General features: G+C 64.7%; 17 protein-coding genes, 1 tRNA gene and 3 rRNA genes. 5 read left to right on the forward strand and 16 right to left on the reverse strand.

What is annotated here, in order from left to right; all coding sequences use genetic code 11:
• From AArcSl_RS14420 to AArcSl_RS14430, 3 genes are all read right to left on the reverse strand, one after another.
• Window positions 1-1161, reverse strand: coding sequence for an MFS transporter (locus AArcSl_RS14420; protein WP_119822018.1), 1161 nt, complete (start codon window positions 1159-1161; stop codon window positions 1-3).
• Window positions 1162-1319: 158 nt separating this feature from the next.
• Entirely contained in the window at window positions 1320-1586 is a 267-nt protein-coding gene (locus AArcSl_RS14425; RefSeq protein ID WP_119820825.1) for an elongation factor 1-beta, read from the reverse strand.
• Window positions 1587-1588: 2 nt separating this feature from the next.
• Window positions 1589-1768: an HVO_2753 family zinc finger protein gene (locus tag AArcSl_RS14430; RefSeq protein ID WP_119820828.1), complete on the reverse strand. Its 180-nt coding sequence runs from the start codon at window positions 1766-1768 to the stop codon at window positions 1589-1591.
• 120 nt (window positions 1769-1888) lie between these two features.
• On the opposite strand from AArcSl_RS14430, the gene AArcSl_RS14435 reads away from it, so the two are divergent.
• Window positions 1889-2434, forward strand: a complete 546-nt coding sequence (locus AArcSl_RS14435) for a winged helix-turn-helix transcriptional regulator (RefSeq protein ID WP_119820831.1) — start codon at window positions 1889-1891, stop codon at window positions 2432-2434.
• A 58-nt stretch (window positions 2435-2492) separates the two neighbouring features.
• Window positions 2493-4709 (forward strand): AAA family ATPase, encoded by a 2217-nt coding sequence (locus AArcSl_RS14440; protein ID WP_119820834.1) that lies wholly within the window; start codon window positions 2493-2495, stop codon window positions 4707-4709.
• A gap of 36 nt (window positions 4710-4745) precedes the next feature.
• Here the strand turns inward: AArcSl_RS14440 and AArcSl_RS14445 are convergent, their stop codons facing one another.
• The 6 genes from AArcSl_RS14445 to AArcSl_RS17825 all read right to left on the reverse strand — a co-directional run bounded on the left by AArcSl_RS14445 (window position 4746) and on the right by AArcSl_RS17825 (window position 9464).
• On the reverse strand, window positions 4746-5924 hold the full coding sequence (locus tag AArcSl_RS14445; RefSeq protein ID WP_119820836.1) for a redox-regulated ATPase YchF: 1179 nt from the start codon (window positions 5922-5924) through the stop codon (window positions 4746-4748).
• Window positions 5921-6118 (reverse strand): DUF5800 family protein, encoded by a 198-nt coding sequence (locus AArcSl_RS14450; RefSeq protein ID WP_119820838.1) that lies wholly within the window; start codon window positions 6116-6118, stop codon window positions 5921-5923. Before AArcSl_RS14450 ends, AArcSl_RS14445 begins: the two co-directional genes overlap by 4 nt.
• Before the next feature lie 9 nt (window positions 6119-6127).
• The gene (locus tag AArcSl_RS14455) at window positions 6128-7039 is read right to left on the reverse strand and encodes an ATPase (RefSeq protein ID WP_119820840.1); all 912 of its coding nucleotides are present in this window, start codon (window positions 7037-7039) and stop codon (window positions 6128-6130) included.
• Between the two features lie 27 nt (window positions 7040-7066).
• The gene (locus AArcSl_RS14460) at window positions 7067-7378 is read right to left on the reverse strand and encodes a DUF5827 family protein (RefSeq protein ID WP_119820842.1); all 312 of its coding nucleotides are present in this window, start codon (window positions 7376-7378) and stop codon (window positions 7067-7069) included.
• A gap of 124 nt (window positions 7379-7502) precedes the next feature.
• Window positions 7503-8105: a superoxide dismutase gene (gene sod, locus AArcSl_RS14465; RefSeq protein ID WP_119820845.1), complete on the reverse strand. Its 603-nt coding sequence runs from the start codon at window positions 8103-8105 to the stop codon at window positions 7503-7505.
• A 171-nt stretch (window positions 8106-8276) separates the two neighbouring features.
• Window positions 8277-9464, reverse strand: coding sequence for a ubiquitin-like small modifier protein 1 (locus tag AArcSl_RS17825; RefSeq protein ID WP_394337308.1), 1188 nt, complete (start codon window positions 9462-9464; stop codon window positions 8277-8279).
• Here AArcSl_RS17825 and AArcSl_RS14475 point away from each other — a divergent pair.
• On the forward strand, window positions 9378-9893 hold the full coding sequence (locus AArcSl_RS14475; RefSeq protein WP_119820847.1) for a CinA family protein: 516 nt from the start codon (window positions 9378-9380) through the stop codon (window positions 9891-9893). The two genes, AArcSl_RS17825 and AArcSl_RS14475, sit on opposite strands and share 87 nt — an antisense overlap.
• A 15-nt stretch (window positions 9894-9908) precedes the next feature.
• Here AArcSl_RS14475 and AArcSl_RS14480 read toward each other — a convergent pair whose 3' ends face one another.
• From AArcSl_RS14480 to AArcSl_RS14505, 6 genes are all read right to left on the reverse strand, one after another.
• Complete coding sequence (locus tag AArcSl_RS14480; RefSeq protein ID WP_119820849.1) at window positions 9909-10874, reverse strand: DUF7504 family protein; 966 nt, start codon at window positions 10872-10874, stop codon at window positions 9909-9911.
• 267 nt (window positions 10875-11141) lie between these two features.
• Window positions 11142-11263 (reverse strand): 5S ribosomal RNA (rrf, locus tag AArcSl_RS14485).
• Between the two features lie 138 nt (window positions 11264-11401).
• Window positions 11402-14316, reverse strand: a 23S ribosomal RNA gene (locus tag AArcSl_RS14490).
• Between the two features lie 209 nt (window positions 14317-14525).
• Window positions 14526-14597 (reverse strand) — tRNA-Ala (locus AArcSl_RS14495).
• A gap of 178 nt (window positions 14598-14775) precedes the next feature.
• Window positions 14776-16247, reverse strand: a 16S ribosomal RNA gene (locus AArcSl_RS14500).
• Together the 16S, 23S and 5S rRNA genes with 1 tRNA gene alongside form the textbook arrangement of a ribosomal RNA operon.
• 701 nt (window positions 16248-16948) lie before the next feature.
• Window positions 16949-17257 (reverse strand): non-histone chromosomal MC1 family protein, encoded by a 309-nt coding sequence (locus AArcSl_RS14505; RefSeq protein WP_119822021.1) that lies wholly within the window; start codon window positions 17255-17257, stop codon window positions 16949-16951.
• 361 nt (window positions 17258-17618) lie between these two features.
• Between AArcSl_RS14505 and AArcSl_RS14510 the strand changes: the two genes are divergently transcribed.
• Window positions 17619-17816 (forward strand): SymE family type I addiction module toxin, encoded by a 198-nt coding sequence (locus AArcSl_RS14510; protein WP_119820851.1) that lies wholly within the window; start codon window positions 17619-17621, stop codon window positions 17814-17816.
• 62 nt (window positions 17817-17878) lie between these two features.
• Window positions 17879-18934, forward strand: coding sequence for a quinone-dependent dihydroorotate dehydrogenase (locus AArcSl_RS14515; protein WP_119820853.1), 1056 nt, complete (start codon window positions 17879-17881; stop codon window positions 18932-18934).
• Window positions 18935-19021: 87 nt separating this feature from the next.
• On the opposite strand, the gene AArcSl_RS14520 is transcribed toward AArcSl_RS14515, so the two are convergent.
• On the reverse strand, window positions 19022-21667 hold the full coding sequence (locus tag AArcSl_RS14520) for a valine--tRNA ligase (RefSeq protein ID WP_119820855.1): 2646 nt from the start codon (window positions 21665-21667) through the stop codon (window positions 19022-19024).
• Window positions 21668-21672: the final 5 nt, after the last annotated feature.

A 21672-nucleotide genomic window follows, 5' to 3' on the forward strand; every position in this document is an offset into this window, starting at 1 on the left:
TCATCCGCCGACCGTCGGGACGCCCACGTCGGTCTCCGGGGAGATGCGCCGAACGGCCCGGGCGGCGACGATCGCGATCGCGACCTCGAGCCCGCCGACGAGCAGGAACGCCTCGAGGTACCCGATCACGTCGGCCGTGATCCCGCCGACGAGAAAGCCCGCGAGGAACCCGAGCGAGCCGAACACGTTGAATCCGCCCATCGCGGCTCCGCGCTCGTCGACGGCTGCGACGTCGGTGACGAGCGCGAGCGTCGCCGGGGAGACGAGACCGCCACAGATTCCGACGAACACCATTCCCAGCGCCGCGATCGCGTAGGTCGGCGACAGGCCGACGAACGCGATCGCGATCCCGTAACCGATCGAACCGACGACCACCGGGAGAAACCGACCGATCCGGTCGGAGAGAACGCCAAACGGGTACTGCAACAGCGCGAACGGGACGAAAAACAGCGCCAGTGTGAGTCCGGCGCCGAACGCGTCGAGTCCGAAGATGTCACGAAAGTAGTACACTCCAACGAGTGAGAAGAAGCCGGCGGTGAGCCGGTCGACGAAGCCGAAGGCGTATGGGACCGACAGCTGTGGCCGGCTGGAAAGCCCAGAGAGCACCTCTCCGACGGGAATCGCGCCGCCGGAGGCCCGGTCCGGGACGGTCGCCGCAAGCAACGCGACGGCAACCAGGGCGACCGCCCCGCCGTAGACGGGCGCGAGCGGATCGATCGTCGCGAGCCCCCCACCGACGACGGCACCAAGGCCCGCCCCCGCTCCGATGGCGATCCCGGCGGCGCCCATGTTCCGACCGTGCCCCCCGGACAGATCCATCAGCATCGTGATCGAAAGGGAGAAAGCGCCGATCGTGAGCGCGCCGCCGAGCACGCGGACGAACAGGACGCCGCCGAATCCGACCTCCAGCGACGGAAGCGTTACCAACAACAGGTACGCGACCGCACCCCCCAGGGCGCCGGCCACGACGAGGGGGACCCGCCGCCCGAGCGCGTCGCTCGCGGCGCCCCACACCGTCGCGAACGCGACGAACGCGGCGAACTCCGCGACGAGGAACCACATCCCGGCGCGGATCCCCGGCGGTCCGCCGAGCGCCGCGATGACGTCCTCGACACCCGGATAAAGCATGACCTGTGAGACCAACACGCCCCACACGACCATCGCGAGTTTCGCGCGCTCGCCCGGGAACTGCTCCCCTCCGACTGCATCGGCAGTGACCACGGTATCTTCCTCTGTTAGGGAGGGCTACATAAAGGTAGTTTCGTCGGCGCTTCCGAACGATCCTCGAACGGTCGATCGACGATCGTCGACCGGCTCGCTCAGATGCGCCCGACGTTCTCGACGGAGACGGATTCGACGTCGTCGACGCCCGCGAACGCCTCCTCGACGGCTTCGGTGCCGCCAGCGTCGTCGGGGACGATCACTGTCGGGAGCAACGCGACCAGGCCGAACGCGACGTCGTCGCGTTCGAACCCCTTGATCTTTGCACCCTCCGGAAGCGCGGCCTCGAGTCGCTCCTGGAGCGAATCGAGATCGACCTCCGGGCTCTGCGGCATGACCTTGAGTTTGGCTGCGACCTTCCCCATGGTCAGGGCCCCCTGAACTCACAGTCGGGACACTCGTAGAGGTTGCTCTGTTTTCGACATTTCGCACACCGGCTGACCTCGGTGCCGCAGACCGGACAGTCGAACGTGGCCGCGTTCTTGCCGGACACGCGGATGCCACAGGAAACGCAGTGTCGCGCTTCCCGTTGGTGGCTCTGGCTCATACAGGTGTAAACCCGCGCGCTGCTTTTAACGGTTGTCTTTGGCAGCGACGACGAAGTCCGAGCCCCATACCGCAACCCGTGGTCATATAACTACGCGGCCCTGACTGATCGGTAACGCGAATGAGCCAGGTGAGGCGACGCATCGCCGAGTACGTGCGTTCGAACCCCGGCGTCCACTTCAGCGCCATCGTCCGGGAGCTGGATCTCGCCACCGGACAGACGCAGTACCATCTGCGGAAGCTCCTGCGTCGGGGCGAGGTCACGGCCGAGGAGCGACACGGGCAGACCCACTACTTCGATGACGGATACGACGACTGGGAGCGGGCCGCGATCACGCTGCTGCGCAGGGAGACCGACCGGGCGATCGTCGCGCTCGTGCTCGAAGCGGAGTCGATCGCCCCGGACGCGATCGCGACGCGACTCGACGTCGCCAGAAGCACCGTCGAGTGGCACCTCGACCGACTGACCGAAGAGCGCGTGCTCGAGAAACGGTACGACTCGAAGGGTCGAGTCACGGTCGTCGCCGTCGACCCCGAGAGGACCCGAACGTTGCTTTCGACGCTCGACCCCGGCGTCGCCGACCGGCTCGTCGATCGGTTCACGCGGCTGGTCGACGGGGCGATGACCGTAGACGATGTCGACTCCGGACACCTCGACTCCGAGTGAACGGGCGAGGAAAAACGCGACGGCAAGCGTTTAGCCCGGCGAGAACCAACCGAATGCCATGAGCGAGGAGTTCCTGGAACTCACCGTCCGGGGCGCACAGAAGCGCGACGCCGGGCGGGGGATCGCCCGGCTCCCGGAGTCGGCACGCCGGGCGCTGGGCGTCTTGAGCGGCGACACGGTGGTCGTCGAGGGGGAGCAAACCGCGGTCGCGAAGGTGTGGCCGGGCGGGGCGAACGTCGACGACGGCGAGGTCCGGATCGACGCCGACACCCGTGCGAACGCCGGCGCGAAGATCGGCGAGACGGTCCGGCTGTCTACCGTGTCGGTGACGAACGCGAAACGCGTCGTCCTCGACGCGCCGGCGGAACTGGCCTCCGTCGACGTGACCAGGGAGGCGATCGAGCGCGCGCTCGCCAGGGAACTTCGCGACCGACCGCTCCGAACGGGCGAACAGGTCCACGTCGAACGGCTCGGCGGGATCCGGTTTCTCGTCAGCGAGACGGTTCCCTCCGGGACCGTCCGGGTCGCCGACTCCACCGATGTCGAACTCGAATACCGCCAGCCGGACGCCGAAGCGTCGAAACAGGGAAGCCGGAGCGAACGAAGCTCGGAGGCGGGCGTCGCCGACCGAACCGGCGAGGGGGACGACACCGGAGGCCGGATAACGCCGACACCGCCGCCGACGACTGGGGTCACCTACGAAGACATCGGCGGGCTCGACGAGGAGCTCGACCTGGTCCGGGAGATGATCGAACTCCCGCTGTCGGAGCCGGAGGTGTTCGCCAGACTCGGCGTCGAACCGCCAAAGGGCGTCCTCTTGCACGGCCCGCCAGGAACCGGAAAGACGCTGATCGCCCGCGCGGTGGCAAACGAGGTGGACGCCACGTTTATCACGATCGACGGCCCGGAGATCATGTCGAAGTACAAGGGCGAAAGCGAAGAGCGGCTCCGGGAGGTGTTCCAGGAGGCGGAGGCGGAGGCGCCCGCGATCGTCTTCTTCGACGAACTCGACTCGATCGCCGGGAAACGCGACGACGGCGGCGACGTCGAAAACCGGGTGGTCGGCCAGCTCCTCTCGCTGATGGACGGGCTCGACGCCAGGGGCGACGTGATCGTCATCGGCGCGACCAACCGGGTGGACACACTGGATCCCGCCCTCCGGCGCGGCGGACGGTTCGACAGGGAGATCCAGATCGGCGTCCCCGGGGAGGCGGGCCGCCGGGAGATCCTCGACGTCCACACCCGTCGGATGCCGCTCGCCGATGACGTCGACGTCGACAGGCTCGCCGCCCGGACCCACGGGTTCGTCGGCGCCGACCTCGAGAGCCTGGTCAAAGAGGCGGCGATGACGGCGCTGCGCCGGGCCCGGGACGCGAGCAGATCGCTGACGGACGTGAAGGTGGAAAAGCGGGACTTCGAGGCCGCGATGGCGGCCGTCGAACCCAGCGCCATGCGGGAACACGTCGCCGAGACCCCCTCGACGGGGTTCGACGATGTCGGCGGCCTCGAGGACGCCAAACGCAAGCTCGAACGCGCGGTGACCTGGCCGCTCACGTACGCGCCGCTTTTCGAGGCCGCGAACACGACACCCCCGACGGGAATCCTGCTGTACGGCCCGCCCGGGACCGGAAAGACCCTGCTTGCGCGGGCGATCGCCGGCGAAAGCGAGGTGAACTTCATTCGGGTCGACGGTCCCGAACTGCTCGATCGATACGTCGGGGAGTCCGAAAAGGCCGTCCGGGAGGTGTTCGAACGCGCCAGGCAGGCCGCACCGAGCATCCTCTTTTTCGACGAGATCGACGCCGTCGCCGGCGACCGTGACGCGCTCGGCTCCGACTCCGGGGTGGGCGAACGCGTCGTCTCCCAGCTCCTGACCGAGCTCGATCGCACCGCCGACAACCCCAATCTGGTGGTGCTGGCGGCGACGAACCGCCGGGACGTGCTCGACGAGGCCCTGCTCCGGCCGGGACGTCTCGAAACCCACGTCGAGGTTCCGAACCCGGACAGGGACGCGAGACATGCGATCCTCGAGGTGCACACCCGCGGGAAGCCGCTCGCCGAGGACGTCGATCTGGGCGAGATCGCCGAGGAAACCGACGGCTACTCCGGCGCGGATCTCACGGCCGTCTGTCGGGAGGCTGCGCTGCTCGCGATCCAGAAGATCGCCGACAGCTACGAGGGTACCGAGGCGAACGAACACGCCGAGGAGCTGCTACTCACGGCCGACCACTTCCAGGTCGCACTCGAGGCCGTGGGACCGTTTGACGCCGAATAACGCGGTGAGACCCTCTACTGCAGCTAACGACCGGTTTCAATTCGTGCTGACGATTTTGACGACGTCGCCCTCCGAGAGCTCGTATTCGTCGGAGATCCGTCGCTCAGACTTCGCGTCGACGGCGTGGAGGTAGCTCTCGCCGATGTCGGTGTGGATCTCGAAGGCGAGATCCCGGGGGGTCGAGCCCCGCGGGAGCAGGTGGGCGTCCGGGAGCACGTTCCCCTGTGCGTCGGTCCACTTGCCGGCGTCCTGGACGGGATACACGGTGATCACGTCCAGCAGATCGTAGACGGCGGTGTTCAGTGCTTCCTGCACGCCGGTACCGCCGTACTCGTCGATCAGTTCGCGAACGGTTTCTAGTCCGGCACGCTGGGCGTCGGTGAGCTCTCCGGTGAGCTCGAAGGAGTCGTCGCCCGGGTCGTACTCGACGGCACTCGCCCGTGAGGCCCGGCGCAACGCGAGTTCGCCCTCCGCAGACGCCGGCATCACCGGTCGGTTCGCCTCGAGAAGCCGCGTTAGGTTCTCCTCCGGGGCGATGTCGGCTTTGTTCGCCACCAGCACCAGCGGTTTCGTCTGTCGGCGGACCGCCCGGGCAAGCGTCTCCCGGTGGTCGTCCGTCCAGTTTTTGGGGTCGTCGGGGTAGTCGAACTCACGGAGGACGGCGCCGACGTCGGCCTCGGTTGCGCCGAACCCGGTGAGCATCTCGGTCAGCGCCTCGTCGATGTCGAAGTTCGGCGACCGGGACTTTCGCTCGACCGACTCCCAGTTGCGATCGACGATTCCGACGAGCCACCGGTCCATCTCCTCTTCGATGAAGTCGACCTCATCCAGTGGGTCGTACGTACCGATGTCGACGGGTTCCCCTTCGGCGTTCGTGCCGCCGGAGGCGTCGACGACGTTGAGGATGACGTCGGCGTTGGTAAGTTGATCGAGGAACTGGTTTCCGAGCCCTTTCCCCTCGTGGGCGCCGGGGACGAGCCCGGCGACGTCGACGAGTTCGACCGGGACGTAGCGCTTGCCGTTTCGACACCGCTCGTTCCCGCATCCGGAGTCGAGATCGAGACACGGGCACTCCGTCCGGACGTGTGCGATCCCGCGGTTGGCATCGATCGTCGTAAATGGGTAGTTGCCGACGTCGACGTCTGCCATCGTCGCCGCCGTGAAGAACGTGGACTTGCCGGCGTTGGGCTTGCCCGCGAGTGCGACCGTGATCATCGGATGATGTCCGTCACGCGCCGGGGTTCCCCGGACAGCTCCGGTTCGGGCTCGACCAGCTTGATGACCTCGTGATCGGTGACGTCGGGCCAATCTTTCCCCGTCGCCTCCTCAATCATCTCCTTGTCGAGCCTGAACTCCGTCCCCTCGTACACGACGTCGACGCCGTCCTCGTCGAAGGAGAGAATCGTCATAGCAGTCCCTTATCGCCGATCCGGTTTAACCTGTTCGAGAACCGCCTCGTAGGCGTCGGCGTACGCCTCGGCTATCCCGCCCGGGTCCGCGCGAACCCCGGACGGGAGCGCAGGGAGCTCCCGGGTCGCGACCGGCTCGACCATCTCCGCGACGCGCCCGGTGCGTTCCTCGAGGCGACCCTCCCGTGGACTCCCGCTCGCGACCGACCGGGCTCGAAGCCACCGATCGCCGCGGTACACGCGCAGCCGCGTCGGCGCCACCGCCGCGACAACGTCGAGTTCGAGGACCTCCCGCAGGTTTTCGAGGGGAACAGCGATGTCTCCATACGACTCGATGACGACCGGCCGGGTTCCGGCCGCCTTTCTGATCCGTTCAGCCAGCCGTTCGAACGCCGGGAGATGCAACTCCCGCATGGCCGCGTTGAACTCGACGACCGACCCCACCCGCCGGGCGTCCGCGAGGGGCAATCGCTCGGAGATTGGAGCTGGAATCAGTCCGTCCGCCTCGGCGGCGCCGTTGACCAGATACCTCGTCTCCCCGTCGGGCGTCACGCGGTCGACGAGCGCGGTGCGGTCCGCCTCCCCCAGAGTCCCGGTCCGACCGGGAGTCGGACGCCACAGGCGATGAACCGGGTTGAGACGTTCGATCGCTCCGGGCCCTCCGGGCGATTCGGTTGTACCTGAGACGTCGGCCAAACGTGCCGCGTCCTTGCCGTAGAGCCGCCGTTCGTCGGTTGCGGCGCGGACGTCGTCGTGGTCGAACCAGTAGTCGTTGCCCGCTCGGGGTTTGAATCCGATGGGCGACGGATCCGCCTCGGCTACTGTCCTCCCGAGACGGTCGAGCAGCCCGACCGAAAACGTCGTCTTGCCGGCGTCGACTCTCGCGTCGCCCACGACCAGTACCGTCGGCTGTGAACTCATCGGAGACAGTTCCTCGACGTGGATCGTTCAGTCGTCGTCCCCGGACCGCTCGGCGAACCGCTCGCGGTCGGCGTCGGTCTTGAGGCCGTAGTAGCCCGGTTCACCCTCGTCGCCGGGTTCGGCGACCACGAGGTCGTCGGCGTGGACCATCACCCACGGGATCGCCCAGTCGAGCAACACCCCCTCGGTGGCGTCGTCGAGCTCCGCGTCCGGCTCCAGCTCCTGGAGGAGCCGTGCGATCTCCGGAACCGTATACAGTTCGTCGGGGTCGAGAAGCTCCTCTGGGGTGTAGAAGTCGCAGGGATACAGACGGTCGGTTTCGGACTTCGGCTTCGGCATGCGACCGGCTATGGGTCGTGGACCGATAAAAATGCGAGGTCGCTGTGTCGTCGCAGCGTCGACGATCGGAGTCGATCACCGACGATCGGAGTCGATCGCCGACGACCAGCGGTCGGCTACCGACTCACTCGAACAGCTCGACGGCCTCTTCACAGCGCCGGGCCGGCTCCTCCCAGTCGACGACCTCGAAGAAGTTCTCGATGAACTCTCCGCGGGCCGGACCGTAGTCGTGATAGTAGGAGTGCTCCCAGACGTCCAGCGCCAGGATCGGGTGGCCGCCCCAGATCGCGCCCTGGTCGTGCTTGTCGACGACGACGTTTCGAAGCTGGTTCGAGAACGTATCGTACACCAGAAGCGCCCAGCCGGAGGCGCCCTTCGCGGCCGCCTCGAACTCGCCGCGCCACGCCTCGTAGGAGCCGAAGTCCTCCTCGATTCGCTCGCGGAGCGCGCCCGTCGGCTCGTCGCCGCCGTCGGGGCTCATGTTCTGCCAGAACAGGTCGTGCAGGATGTGCCCCGAAGAGTTGTGCGTGACCGAACGGATCGCGCCCGCGGACGACGAGAAGTCGCCCGCCTCGCGGTTCGCCTCCAGCTCTTCTTCGGCGCTGTTCCAGCCGTTCACGTAGCTTTGATGGTGGGTGTCGTGGTGCCACTTCAGCACCTGTTCGGAGAGGTGCGGTTCGAGTGCGTCGTAGTCGTACGGTAACGGATCGAGTTCGTAATCAGTCATACTGTCTCACCGAGTGTGTACACGGACGGAATCCTGTTAAATATTGAGGATAGGGATGTTACCACACAACAGAGAGGAGTAACTGATTGCGGTTACATCAAAGCGGCCATTGACGCAACGAGTTACGGTTCCCCGGCCCGAATAAACTGGCACTCTCGATTACATCAGCGATCAGTCAAACTCCGACTCGTCACGCCCGCCTGTGGCGTCGGTCCCGGCCGTCCGGACGACGTCGAACCGCCGGTCGTACTCGATTACCGTCGCGATCCGGTCGGCGACGTCGGGGTCGGCGACGTCGGTGTCGGCGACGTCGGGGTCGGCGATCCGTTCGACGAGGTACAGCGCGAGATCGAGCCCGGAGGTGACCCCACCGGCAGTGAGCAGGTCGCCGTCGTCGACGACCCGAGCGTCCCGCACGTCTGCGCCGGTCTCCCGGAGTTCCTCCAGGGCACTGGCGTGTGTCACCGCCGGTCGATCGTCGGTAAGTCCGGCGGTCGCGAGCAGCAATCCCCCAGTACAGACCCCTGCCACGCGTGCACCGGCCCGGTGGTGGGCCGAGAGCGCACGTGGGACATCCCCGCGCTGAGCCTCTACCCACGCGGAGGCCTCCCCGTCGCGCGAACTCCAGCCACCCCCTGGAACCACGAGCAGATCGGGTGCGTCCGAAGCCCCCGGTTCGGGGAGCGTCCCGTCCGGGAGGATCCGCGTCCCGTGGCTGGCGGTGACCTGTTCTACGGGCTCGAGCGTCCGGTAGCTGGGATCGATCCCGACACCGAACTCCCGGGCGTAGTCGAACACCTCGTAGGGACCGATCGCGTCGAGTTCGTCGAATCCGTCATAAAGCAGGATGTGGACGGACGTGGTGTCGCTGCCGCCGTACACCGACGGCACCGCACGGACGACGTCACCGTCTTCGACCGGCGTCTCCAGCCCGTCGAGATGGCGGACGTCCGTCCCGTTTTTCGTGACCACCGTGTCGCCGGCGAGGTCCGTTCCCTCGGCGTCGAGCAGTTCCCCCTCCAGTTCCGGATGACGTCCCTCGAGTTCCCCGAGGAGTTCGCGATACGTGTTCGCGTCGGTCTCGACGGCGAGTTGGTTCGTACCGGCGGCGTCGCGGAACGGTCCAAAGAGGCGGAATTCGACGTTCACACGCGCTGTGAGGGCCCGATCCTCTTGTAGTCGACGGTCGCGTTCCCACGTCCTCACAACACCACGTCCCGGAGGCGATCCCGTCCCCGAGGCTTCTTTTGACGGGCACCCCCCAGTGGACGTATGGATCGAATCGAACGCCGCGCCGGAACGCTGTTGCGCGAGCGCGAGGAGACCGTCGCCGTCGCGGAATCGCTCACTGGAGGACACATTTCGGATCTGCTCACGGACGTTCCCGGATCGAGCGACTACTTCGATCGGGGGATCGTCACGTACGCCTACGACGCCAAACGGGGGGAACTCGCCGTACCGCGGGAGGCGCTCGACGAGCACGGGGCGGTGAGCGAACCCGTCGCCCGCGCGATGGCCCGCGGCGTTCGAGACGTCGCCGACGTGAGCTGGGGAGTCGCCGCCACCGGGATCGCGGGCCCGTCCGGCGGCACCGAGGAAAAGCCAGTCGGACTCGTGTATCTCGGCGTCGCGTACGCCGCCCCGTGGGGTACAGGGGAGTCGTTCGCCCGGGTGAAACGGGAGGTGTTCGACGGCGAGCGTGCGGAGATCAAGGACGCGAGCGCTCGCGGCGCGCTGTCGTTGCTGGTGGAGACGATCGAATCGACGCCAGTTCCCGACGGGACGTAGCTCGAAAAGGAACCGTCACTCGTCCTCGAGGATCCGGCCGATCGCCTCCAGCCGTTCGCCGTCGTAGGTGGTGAGATTGTACCGCGTGGCGCTTACTGTCTCTCCCCACCGATCGATGACGTCGAACTCGACGAGCGCCCCCAGCGCGGCACCCAGCGTCCGGGGCGTCGTCGTCGGCTCCTCCAGCGACGCGTGGATCTGCCTGGCCTGCGGATAGTTCCGCCCGCACGTTTCGATCCCGCGTTTGGCCTCCCGCCAGTGCTGTCGGAGATATCCGTACTTGGTCGGCTCCTCGCACCGGAACCGGTCGATCGTCGCCTGCAGGTCGTCGACGGCTTGCGCTTCGCCCGCTCCGACGACCGCGTCGAATGACGCCCGAAGTCGCTGGAACGAGGAGTCCTCGAACTCCTCGGGGTCACAGTACGCGTACAGCGTTGCGTCGGCCGCGGAAACCGACTCCGAAAGCGTCTCGAGCGCGTCGATGGCTCCGTCGACGTCGTCGTCGCCGAGCAGTCCCGACAGGGAATCGACGAAAACGACCGGAGCGTACCCCTCCGCTCCCCAGCCGTCGACATAGCTCCGTGCGGGTCCGAGAATCTCGGCCGCGCGGACGGGCCGAGACAGCGTCGTCAACGCGACGTCACCGTCACAGGTGACGCGCGTGTCCGGGATCGACGGCACCGTCGGCTGTGGATCCGACTGAAGCCCGTCGGGCGCGGCGGTCGGCCCGTCCGATCCCCCCTCGACCGCGGTTCCGGCGCTTCCCCTCGCGACGTCGTGGACGTCGACGTACGCCTCTCGTTCGGGCGCCCAACTGGTCTCCCGTCGCCAGCGACGACGCCAGCCCTCCGCGTCGTGGTCGAACAGTACCGCGAGAGCGCGATCGGCCCCCGTCGCTGTCGGCGGGACGACTCCCCCGGGACCGTCGCAAACGAGCGTCGTCGTTCCGGATTCGGCGAGCACGCGGCGATCGGGGATCATCTCAAGTTATATACAACCCGGTTCCGTGCTGGTATAAGTATATCGGTGAGAAAAGTTATCGGCTCGAGTGCGGATGTCCAGGCGTTGCCGCTCTCGGAACGTCCAGGCGTTGCCGCTCTCGGAACGTCCAGGCGTTGCCACTCTCGGTGTGACTTCGTTATATGTCGCTCTGTGGCTCAAAACAACCCAGTGATCCCTCTCTTCGGCTTGTTAGACGGAACGGAGAAAGATCCCTCTCCGCTCTAACGTGTCTCTGCTGTATGAATGGCGAGGCGGCGATCCGGATTTTCCAGAGGTTCGCACACTCCAGTACTCCCCGCAACGCTGGCGGGCTTAACTTCCGTGTTCGGTATGGGTACGGGTGTTCCCCCGCCGCTCTGGCCGCCTCAACACCGACCGACGGACTCGAACCGTCGTCTCTCACCTGTGTCGGCCGCTCACACCTCGCGTCCGTCTCGCTTTGACGCCTTTGTGTCCGTGCAATCCAGCTTCCGCCTGAACCCGCCTCCCGGCGTGGTCGTATACGATGACTGTGGCTCGGTCTGTTAGTTCTCGTGGGCTCAACACCTCGTTCCCTCGGTGCGTACACCCCGAGTCTATCTACCTCCTCTTCTAGGAGGGACCTCTACGGTACCTCTTTTGCGTGTGGGTTTCGAGCTTAGATGCGTTCAGCTCTTACCCCGTGTCGCGTAGCTACCCGGCATCTGCCCTTCCGGACAACCGGTACACCAGTGGCGACCACTCGCAGTTCCTCTCGTACTATGCGAGCGTTCACGGCAGGTACCTCACACCCCCAATAGATAGCAGCCGACCTGTCTCACGACGGTCTAAACCCAGCTCACGACCTCCTTTAATAGGCGAACAACCTCACCCTTGCCCGCTTCTGCACGGGCAGGATGGAGGGAACCGACATCGAGGTAGCAAGCCACTCGGTCGATATGTGCTCTTGCGAGTGACGACTCTGTTATCCCTAAGGTAGCTTTTCTGTCGTACCCCGGGTCCATTGAGGACCCTGGACCGTTCGCTAAACCACGCTCTCGCGTCAGCGTCTCGTGTTAGGAAAGACACTGTCAGGCCACCTTCTGCTCTTGCGCTCTTCTCCGGGGCTCTGACCCGGATGAGGTGACCATTGGGCGCGCTCGATATCTTTTCGAGCACGTACCGCCCCAGTCAAACTGCCCGGCTACCGGTGTTCTCCTCCCGGAGTGAGGGTCGCAGTCACTGACGGGTAGTATTTCACGCTTGCCTCGGTGACGTGCTGGCGCACGTACCTGTGTCTCGGCTCCTACCTATCCTGCACATCAGCGACCACGTCCCAGCGACAGCCTGCAGTAAAGCTCTATAGGGTCTTCGCTTCCCCTTGGGGGTCTCCAGACTCCGCACTGGAACGTACAGTTCACCGGGTCCAGCGTTGGGACAGTGGCACTCTCGTTGATCCATTCATGCAAGCCGCTACTGAAGCGGCAAGGTACTACGCTACCTTAAGAGGGTCATAGTTACCCCCGCCGTTGACGGGTCCTTCGTCCTGTTGTACCAGGTGTTCAGATACCCGCACTGGGCAGGATTCAGTGACCGTACGCGTCCTTGCGGATTTGCGGTCACCTGTGTTGTTACTAGACAGTCGGAGCGCCCGAGTCACTGCGACCTGCTCTCTGCAAAGCAGGCATCCCTTCTTCCGAAGGTACGGGACTAACTTGCCGAATTCCCTAACGCCGGTTCTCCCGACAGGCCTTGCCTTTCTCTGGCCGAGCACCTGTGTCGGATCTCGGTACGATCACTCCACTCGCCTTTTCACGGGCCCCAGGTACCGTCGAGTTTCCCTCTCCCGGGCTTCGATCGCTTCTTGCCATGACGGCGTCCACGACCTTCCCCGGTTCGACTGGGCGATTGCCCAGCTCGACGTTTCCTCGGGCGTCGGCTTTCTCTGTGGAGCGGCACTGGAATATTAACCAGTTTCCCCTTCGTCTCCCGCGTCTTACGAGGAGACTTAGGATCGGCTAACCCTCGGCTGACTGACAGTGCCGAGGAACCCTTGCTCTTCAGGCCGTCGGGGTTCTCACCCGACTTTCGCTGCTACTGTGACCAGGATTTTCGTTCCCGACCGGTCCATACGAACCCTCGTCCGTACTTCCACCCGATCGCGACGCCGACCTACTGGATCACCACTATGGGTGCCGCCAGGTCTCGCAAGTGGACTTGAGCCCCGATCATTTTCGGCGCCTCGAACCTCGGCCGGTAAGCTGTTACGCTTTTCTTGGAGGGTAGCTGCTTCTAAGCTCACCTCCCGGCTGTCTGGGGCTCGAGACCACCTTCGATCGCACTTAGTCCACATTTTGGGTCCTTAACCTAGCGCTGGGTTGTCTCCCTTACGGTGCACAGGCTTACCCCGCACACCGGACTCCCCGCGTCCACGGCGCCCGTAGGTTCGGAGTTCGACAGGATGGCCGACACCTCTCGGTGGCGGGTCATCCAATCGGTCGCTCTACCCCACGAGCTACCTCGACGGAGGTCATGCTTCGACATGTTTCGGTCGGAACCAGCTGTTGCCAGGTTCGATGGGCCTTTCACCCCTACACACGGGTCACGAGAGGGTATTGTAAGACACCAACTCTAACGGGCCTCCACGTGGCTTTCGCCACGCTTCACCCTGCCCCTGCGTAGATCACCTGGTTTCGGGTCGTACCCGCTTGACTCCCCGCGCTTGAACACGGCGGCCCTCGCACGTCGAAACGCGCTGCGGCCCTGTCGGTTTCCCTTCGCCTTCCCCGATTCTCGGGTTAGACTCGCCAAGCAAGTACAGTCCCTGGTTCGTTTTTCAAAACGTACGACGCAACACCGGCTCCGATCGATTCCTACTGGAGGATCGCCCCTCGGTCGTTTCTCGATCGGCCTTTCGTGCCACGTCGCTCTATCGCCATCTGATTTCAAGCCCTTTGCACCGCCCTTCTCGGGGTGCTTTTCAGCGTTCGCTGAGGCAACTTGTTCGCTATCGGTCTCGAGGAGTGTTTAGTCTTCCCAGTCGATGCCTGGGTCCTTCACAGAGGATATCCAACCCCTGCTACTCTGGTACCGGTCCGCGGGAGTTTTGACACGATACGGGGCTGTCACCCTGTCTCGCGCTTCGTTCCAGAAGACTTCTCGCGTCGCCGCTCCCGGTTGTGACCAGCCCGTACACCACATTGCCCGAAGGCTTCGGTTTGGACTGTGTCGCGTTTACTCGCCGTTACTGACGACATCGCTGTTGCGTTCTGTTCCTGCTCCTACTGAGATGTTTCAATTCGGAGCGTTCCCCATTGCGCAAGGCAATTGCTGTGGGGATTCCCATTCGGAAATCTCCGGTTCTTCGCCTTCTTGCGGCTCCCCGGAGCATATCGCTGCTTGACACGTCCGTCATCGGCTCTCGAGCCGAGCTATTCACCAGATGGCACAGTAGCCATTCTGTAATTGTATACGTCCACGACCCGCAAAGCGGGTTCAGTGGGCGTCTGGATTGCACGTACACACGGCGTCATCGATGCCGCCCGGGTGTGAACGGGCAGCGATCTCGAACCCTTCCCATCCTCGCTCTCGCGGCATGGTGCATCGGTCGTCCATCCCACCGTTCCCGATCCGCCCCCATAAGGGGACTGATTCGTAACGGCGGGGCGGGCATGGACCCGCTGGGATTCGAACCCAGGGCATCCTCCTTGCAAAGGAGGCACTCTACCACTGAGCTACGGGCCCTCCCCCCACTCGCCAGGGACCATCCCTGGCGAGTGGGGTCTGTGTGAGCCGCGATCGTTCGTTAGTGCCCCAAATGTCGAATGGGCGAACCGTGGAGCTTCCTCCACCTCGGTGGGTTCCGAACGGAACCCGTACAGCGAATGGGCGCTGTGGAGTGATCCACAGCGTCCCGGTCTGTAGGAGGTGATCCAGCCGCAGATTCCCCTACGGCTACCTTGTTACGACTTAAGCCCCCTTGCAAAGCCCAGATTCGACTCGCGTGAACGAGCCTCATCCGGACCTCACTCGGGTGCTTTGACGGGCGGTGTGTGCAAGGAGCAGGGACGTATTCACCGCGCGCTAATGACACGCGATTACTACCGAATCCAGCTTCATGAGGGCGAGTTTCAGCCCTCAATCCGAACTACGACCAGGTTTGTGAGATTACCTCTCCCTTTCGGGGTCGGAACCCATTGTCCTGGCCATTGTAGCCCGCGTGTTGCCCAGCCCATTCGGGGCATACTGACCTACCGTTGCCCGTTCCTTCCTCCGCCTTGGCGGCGGCAGTCTCCGTAATGTACCCATCGACCCAGGGGTCATGCTGGCAATTACGGACGCGGGTCTCGCTCGTTGCCTGACTTAACAGGACGCCTCACGGTACGAGCTGACGGCGGCCATGCACCTCCTCTCTGCAGCTCGTGGCTAGGTCATCAACCTGACCGTCATTACTGCAGTCGGGGCTGGTGAGATGTCCGGCGTTGAGTCCAATTAAACCGCAGGCTCCTCCGGTTGTAGTGCTCCCCCGCCAATTCCTTTAAGTTTCATCCTTGCGGACGTACTTCCCAGGCGGCTCGCTTAGCGGCTTCCCTACGGCACAGCACCCGCTCGTAGCGGGAGCCACACCTAGCGAGCATCGTTTACGGCTAGGACTACCCGGGTATCTAATCCGGTTCGAGACCCTAGCTTTCGTCCCTCACCGTCGGATCCGTCTTCCCAGCGTGCTTTCGCCATCGGCGGTCCGTTCGGGATTACAGGATTTCACTCCTACCCCGGACGTACCCGCTGGGTCTTCCGGTCCCAAGCCGAGCAGGTTCCGCCGGACGCCCACGCGTTGAGCGCGTGGATTTCCCGACGGACTTGCTCGGCCGGCTACGGACGCTTTAGGCCCAATAAAATCGGCCATCACTCGGGCTGCCGGTATTACCGCGGCGGCTGGCACCGGTCTTGCCCAGCCCTTGTTCGTACACCTCCCTACGGTGTACAAAAGCGAGGACGATATGCCCTCGCACTCGGGGTCCCCTTATCGCACTGGCGTGCAGTGTAAAGGTTTCGCGCCTGCTGCGCCCCGTAGGGCCCGGAATCTTGTCTCAGATTCCGTCTCCGGGTTCTTGCTCTCACAACCCGTACCGATTATCGGCACGGTGGGCCGTTACCCCACCGTCTACCTAATCGGCCGCAGCCACATCCTTCGGCGCCGGAGCGTTTCGCCCTGGCGTCATTCCAGACGTCCAGGAGTATGCGGGATTAGCCTCAGTTTCCCGAGAGTATCCCCCTCCGAAGGGTAGTTTGGCCACGTGTTACGGAGCTATTCGCCACGGGTCTGAACCCGTGCGACTAGCATGGCTAAATCGGACCCCGATAGCAATGGCCTCCGGCAGGATCAACCGGAATGTCCCTGAATCGGGAATGCCGAGTCAGGGGGGTGGCGGGAATAGACACCGAAGTGTCTACTCACCATTGCAAGGTCCACGTTCGCTGCCACCGACATCGGGGGTGACACCGAACGATCGCGGCTCACATCAGAACGCGCCTTACGGCGGACCGCAGGGACGCAATCCTCATCTCTTACGGATCATATCGTACTTCATCCGTGGGCTTAAACCCATCGGATCGGTTCCGATTCGATCCCCGCGACCCCGAACCGTAATCGGCCGGGGGCGCGGTTTCGTTCGCATCACGATCCGAGTGCCCTCGTACTGATAAGGCCATCGGATCGGACGCGGTCGACCGCTCCGATCCGGAGCGGTCGGACCCCAGGTCGCCCCGGGGCGTTCGCATTCCAAGCGAGGAGAGTCGACCACTTAACCCCGTCGTTCCGTCGCCGCCTCGTCACTCGATTACACGGGATGAACTCGCAGGGCAAGGCGACGAAAGCCCGGGACTCTCGAGGGCGCGAGCGCGGTGAAAACTGTCGCGCGGATGGAGGCCGGTCGATCATCCGTCCGCTCGTACGGGTCGTCCCGCCGGGCGTGCGCCGCGCATACGACTAACTGGTCGTCACGCGAATAAAAGAGTCGGATTCGACTGCGTCGTCGGCGACCAGGTCCTCGCGTCCGTCCGGCCGGGCGTCAACTGTCCGCGGCTACCGGCGGTTACTCTTCGAGGTGTTCGATGCCCTCTTTGGAGACATTGGCCTCGGTGATCTCCTCGGGCATCCAGTCTGGACTGTTGTCCGGCGCCTCCTCTTCCCAGGCCCAGCCTTCGTAGATGTGGACTTTGTCGGTCCCTTTCTCGCGGAGCCTGAGTTCCTCGGGATCGGCATCACTCTCGCTGGGCGCCGGCTCGAGTCGGCGGGCAGCCTTGAGTGCCGCCTGTCGCGGCGTGTTACCGGAGAACACGCTCGGTTCTTCTCCACCCTCTTCTCGAAGTGCGAAATTGCGCTTACCATCTTCACGTACCATGGTTTTACCCTCCATGGCAACCGAACACATGATACATTATAAAAATACCGGGGAATTCGGCCGGGGAGACAGAAAGTATTTAAGTATCGATCTCGGTCCACCGGAACGAACGGCGAAAAAAGTGGTTACGAGGGCGATAACGGGGTGAAATCACGGGGTTCAGGGGGGAGTCGACGCTCGCGCGCGGTCGAAAACCGCCTCACGGATGCCCTTCTCGGGGGTCGAAACACCCTCTCGAGGGTCGGGATGTGCCGCGGAAAGACGAAAGAACGCTCTCGCGGGTTCCGCGGGTTCCTCTACGCGAGAGCACGAAACAACACTTATGTATAGGCTACTCCGAAGTTAGGGGTAGATAGGTTCGATGGTCCGGAAAAAGAAGCTCAGCCCGAGTGGGGCCAAGGACGACGACGGGCAGTACCACAACGCCCACGTGAACCTCCACGAAGACGAACTCGCCGTCGCGGGAATGGAGATCGGCGACGAGGTGTTCGTCAGGGTACGGGACGGCAAGATCGTCATCCAGAAAGCGGATTCGGACGAGGTCGAACACGACTTCTAACGACAGTTGACGCCTCGCGGAAGCCGGCGGCTTCTTGTCGCCGGAGGGATTTTGTCCGGACGATGAGGGCGTACGATCTCCTGAAGCGAGGACTGTTCCTGTTACCTCCCGAGACAGCACACGGGCTCGCGGTGAACGCGTTACAGTTCGTCCAGCGGACCCCGACAGCGGGGGCGATCGAGCGACACTGCCGCGTGGACGACCCCCGTCTCGAGTCGGACGTGTTCGGCCTGACGTTCCCCAACCCCGTCGGCGTCGCCGCCGGCTTCGACAAGAACGCGGAGGTGCCGGTGGCGCTTGCGGCGCTGGGGTTCGGCCACCTCGAGGTCGGTGCCGTCACTGCCCAGCCGCAGGAAGGCAATCCCCGCCCCCGAGCGTTCAGGCTGCCGGAGGATCGGGCACTGATAAACCGGATGGGGTTCAACAACGAGGGAGCCGACGCGATCGGACGGCGCCTCGACCGCGGCCCCCTGCCGGACGTTCCGATCGGCGTCAACATCGGCAAAACGACCGCAACGCCCCTCGCGGAGGCGGCCGACGACTACCGGTACACCTACGAGCGGGTCGCCGAGGCCGGTGACTTCTTCGTGGTGAACGTCTCCTGTCCCAACACCCCCGAACTCCGCGAACTGCAGGACCGGGACGCACTCGAGGAGATCCTCGCCGAACTGCGGTCGGTCGGTGCCTCGCCGCTTCTGGTGAAGCTCTCGCCCGACCTGCCGGGGGGCGCACTCGAGGAGGCGCTTGCAGTCGTCGACGAGATGGACCTCGACGGGGTCGTCACCACGAACACGACGACCGAACGTCCGAACACCCTGCAGCATCCGAACCGTGCCCAGCGCGGTGGCCTCTCGGGGAAGCCGATCGAGGACCGCGCGACTGATCTGGTGCGGTACACCGCCCGACGGGTCGACGTTCCCGTGATCGGCGTGGGCGGAGTTTCGGACGCCGAGGGGGCGTACGCGAAGATCCGGGCGGGTGCGAGCCTGGTGCAGTTGTACACCGGACTGATCTACGAAGGACCGACGATCGCGCGCGACATCAACAGGGGACTGCTGGAACTGCTCGAGCGGGACGGGTTCGAGTCGATCGAGGACGCCGTCGGCGCCGATCGCTAGGTCGTCTCGATCGGCGCCGACCGCTAGGTCGTCTCGGTCGGCGCGGTCCCTGGATCACCTCGACCGATCGCCGGCTGTCGCTGCCGGTCAGTCGTCGACGCTCACGATGACGACGACGCCGTCGGCGTCGAGATACGTCCCGTCGCCGGTGTACTGCCGTTCGGTCTCGATTTCGAACATCTCCGGTTCGAGCGTCTCCCCGGCGGCGTGGAGCCGGTCGTCCTCGATTTCGTAGTTTCCGGACTCGATCGCCGCCTCGATCTCGGGGACCCCCCCGCCGAACTCCGGCCCGACCAGCGAGTAGTCGAGGTCGATCCCCGTGACGACCGTCTCGACGGGCGGTTCGGTCTCGGGCAACACCGCGAGTTCCTCGACGTGCATCACACCGGTGACGTCCGCCTCGAAGTCGGCCACGTCGGCGTACACCTCGACGCGGTCCAGCGTCGCGTTCAGGGGAAGCTGGTGTTCGCTTTTGTACTTTCGGAGCGCGCCGACGACCGCCATCGCGGCCCCCCCGGCCTCCCGGTCTGCCTCGATCCCGAGCGGTTCGGGCCACGCCTCGAGGTGGATGCTCTCCGCGGTTGCGGAGGCGTCGTACATCTCCTGCCAGATCTCCTCGGTGGCGTGGGCGAGAAGTGGCGCAAACAGCTTCAGGAACCGCCGGTGGGCGACCTCGAGCGCGTACTGCGCGGAGGCTTCGTCCTGTTCCTCGCGGATCCGCTGTTTGGCGATCTCGAGGTAGTCGTCACAGAACGTCCCCCAGAAAAACGACCGTAGCCGGTCGCGCGCCTTGGAGAACTCTCGGTGTTCGAACTGCTCGGTGAGCGTCTCGATCTCGTCGTCGAGTCGGGCGAGCAGCCACCGATCGAGCGCCCGCAGCTCCGCGGGGCGATCGACCGGCTCGTCGGGCGTCAGCGAGTCGACGAGTTTCGAGGCGTTCCACAGCTTCCGGAGCAGCTTCTCGCCGGCGCGAAGCCCCTTCTCCTGGTAGGGGAGATCGTCGCCGACGGCGCTGCCGGCCGCCCAGAAGCGCGCGGCGTCGACGGGGTACTTCTCGAGCACCTCGTCGGGCGCGACGATGTTCCCCTTCGACTTCGACATCTTCTCGCGGTTCTCGTCGAGCACCATCCCGTTGATCATCGTCGAGTCGAACGGCACCTCACCGGTGTGTTCGTAACACTTGATGACGGTGTGGAACAGCCAAAAGGAGATGATGTCGTGGCCCTGCGGCCGGACGTCCATCGGGTAGATCTCCGGTCGGTCCATCGTGAACGACTCCGTCTCGGGGTCCCAATCCCAGCCGGCGTTGATCAGGGGAGTAAGCGATGAGGTCGCCCACGTGTCGAAGACGTCCTCTTCCGGCTCGAACGACCCATCCCCACAGTCGGGACACGCCTCTACCGGCGGGTCGTCCGAGAGCGGATCCACCGGGAGGTCGTCCTTCTCGGCGAGGATTTCTGTCCCGCAGGAGTCGCAGTACCACACTGGGAACGGGATTCCCGACGAGCGCTGCCGGGAGATACACCAGTCCCACTGGAGCCCCTCCACCCAGTGTTCGTACCGGGTGAACATCTTCTCGGGGAACCACTCCATCTCCCGGCCCGCCTCGAGGTACTCGTCGGTCCGGTCGAGCACTTCGACGTACCACTGTTCGGTGACGAGGAACTCGACCCCGGTTCCGCACCGTTCGTGGACGTTGACCGTGTGGGTGATCTCCCACCGGTCGAGCAGTGCCCCGACCTCCTCGAGGTCCTCGACGATCTCTTCGCGCGCGTCCGTCGCGTACAGCCCGGCGTACCCGTCGGCGACGTCGGTGAGGTGGCCCGACTCGTCGATCGCGATCCGCAGCGGGAGGTCGTGGGCGCGGTACCACTCGATGTCGGTCTGGTCGCCGAACGTACAGCACATCACGATCCCCGAACCGGTTTCCATGTCGACGCGGTCGTCCTCGAGGATCGGCACCTCCTGGCCGAAGATCGGGATCCGGGCGGTGTTGCCCACCAGGTTTGCGTTCTCCTCGTCGTCAGGATGCACGAACACCGCAACGCAGGCCGGAAGCAACTCGGGACGGGTTGTCGAGATGGTGAACGTGTCGGGGAGATCCACCGATTCCGCTGCCTCCACGATCTCGAAGGCGATGTCGTGGAAGTGCGAATCCCGCTCGTCGTCTTCGGTTTCCACCTGCGAGATCGCCGTCTCGCATTCTGGACACCAGATCGCCGGCGCCTCCTCGCGGTATTCGCGTCCATGCTCGTAGAGGTCGATAAACGACAGCTGGGAGACCCGCTGCACCTGCGGGGAGATCGTCCGGTAGGTGTTGTTCCAGTCGATCGAGATGCCCATCGACTGCATCTTCTCGGTGAACTCCGCCTCGTACTCCCGGCACACCTCCCGACACTTCTGCTGGAACTCCCGGCGGTCGAAGTCCTGATGGCGGATGTCCAGTTCCCGTTCGGTGAGTCGTTCGCTCGCGATCCCGTTGTCGTCGTAGCCGAACGGGAAGAAGACGTCGCGCCCGCGCATTCGGTGAAAGCGGGCGACGACGTCCTGGAGGATCGACCCATATACGTGACCCCAGTGGAGGCTCCCAGATACGGTCGGCGGCGGCGTGTCGATCGCGAAGGCTGTGTCCGGGTCGGCTTCGGCGTCCGGATACGAATACGTCTCGTCGTCGACCCAGCGCTGCTGCCATTTGGGCTCGACAGCGTCCGGGTCGTAGTCTCCACTGGGCATTGCTA

The organism is Halalkaliarchaeum desulfuricum (assembly GCF_002952775.1).
Lineage (GTDB): Archaea > Halobacteriota > Halobacteria > Halobacteriales > Haloferacaceae > Halalkaliarchaeum > Halalkaliarchaeum desulfuricum.

What these genes read in the sequence shown, in the direction of transcription:
- AArcSl_RS14420 (WP_119822018.1), bottom strand. Translation starts at nt 1,161, where the DNA reads ATGGTCGTGTGGGGCGTGTTGGTCTCACAGGTCATGCTTTATCCGGGT.
- AArcSl_RS14425 (WP_119820825.1), bottom strand. Translation starts at nt 1,586, where the DNA reads ATGGGGAAGGTCGCAGCCAAACTCAAGGTCATGCCGCAGAGCCCGGAG.
- AArcSl_RS14430 (WP_119820828.1), bottom strand. Translation starts at nt 1,768, where the DNA reads ATGAGCCAGAGCCACCAACGGGAAGCGCGACACTGCGTTTCCTGTGGC.
- AArcSl_RS14435 (WP_119820831.1), top strand. Translation starts at nt 1,889, where the DNA reads ATGAGCCAGGTGAGGCGACGCATCGCCGAGTACGTGCGTTCGAACCCC.
- AArcSl_RS14440 (WP_119820834.1), top strand. Translation starts at nt 2,493, where the DNA reads ATGAGCGAGGAGTTCCTGGAACTCACCGTCCGGGGCGCACAGAAGCGC.
- AArcSl_RS14445 (WP_119820836.1), bottom strand. Translation starts at nt 5,924, where the DNA reads ATGATCACGGTCGCACTCGCGGGCAAGCCCAACGCCGGCAAGTCCACG.
- AArcSl_RS14450 (WP_119820838.1), bottom strand. Translation starts at nt 6,118, where the DNA reads ATGACGATTCTCTCCTTCGACGAGGACGGCGTCGACGTCGTGTACGAG.
- AArcSl_RS14455 (WP_119820840.1), bottom strand. Translation starts at nt 7,039, where the DNA reads ATGAGTTCACAGCCGACGGTACTGGTCGTGGGCGACGCGAGAGTCGAC.
- AArcSl_RS14460 (WP_119820842.1), bottom strand. Translation starts at nt 7,378, where the DNA reads ATGCCGAAGCCGAAGTCCGAAACCGACCGTCTGTATCCCTGCGACTTC.
- sod (WP_119820845.1), bottom strand. Translation starts at nt 8,105, where the DNA reads ATGACTGATTACGAACTCGATCCGTTACCGTACGACTACGACGCACTC.
- AArcSl_RS14475 (WP_119820847.1), top strand. Translation starts at nt 9,378, where the DNA reads ATGGATCGAATCGAACGCCGCGCCGGAACGCTGTTGCGCGAGCGCGAG.
- AArcSl_RS14480 (WP_119820849.1), bottom strand. Translation starts at nt 10,874, where the DNA reads ATGATCCCCGATCGCCGCGTGCTCGCCGAATCCGGAACGACGACGCTC.
- AArcSl_RS14505 (WP_119822021.1), bottom strand. Translation starts at nt 17,257, where the DNA reads ATGGTACGTGAAGATGGTAAGCGCAATTTCGCACTTCGAGAAGAGGGT.
- AArcSl_RS14510 (WP_119820851.1), top strand. Translation starts at nt 17,619, where the DNA reads ATGGTCCGGAAAAAGAAGCTCAGCCCGAGTGGGGCCAAGGACGACGAC.
- AArcSl_RS14515 (WP_119820853.1), top strand. Translation starts at nt 17,879, where the DNA reads ATGAGGGCGTACGATCTCCTGAAGCGAGGACTGTTCCTGTTACCTCCC.
- AArcSl_RS14520 (WP_119820855.1), bottom strand. Translation starts at nt 21,667, where the DNA reads ATGCCCAGTGGAGACTACGACCCGGACGCTGTCGAGCCCAAATGGCAG.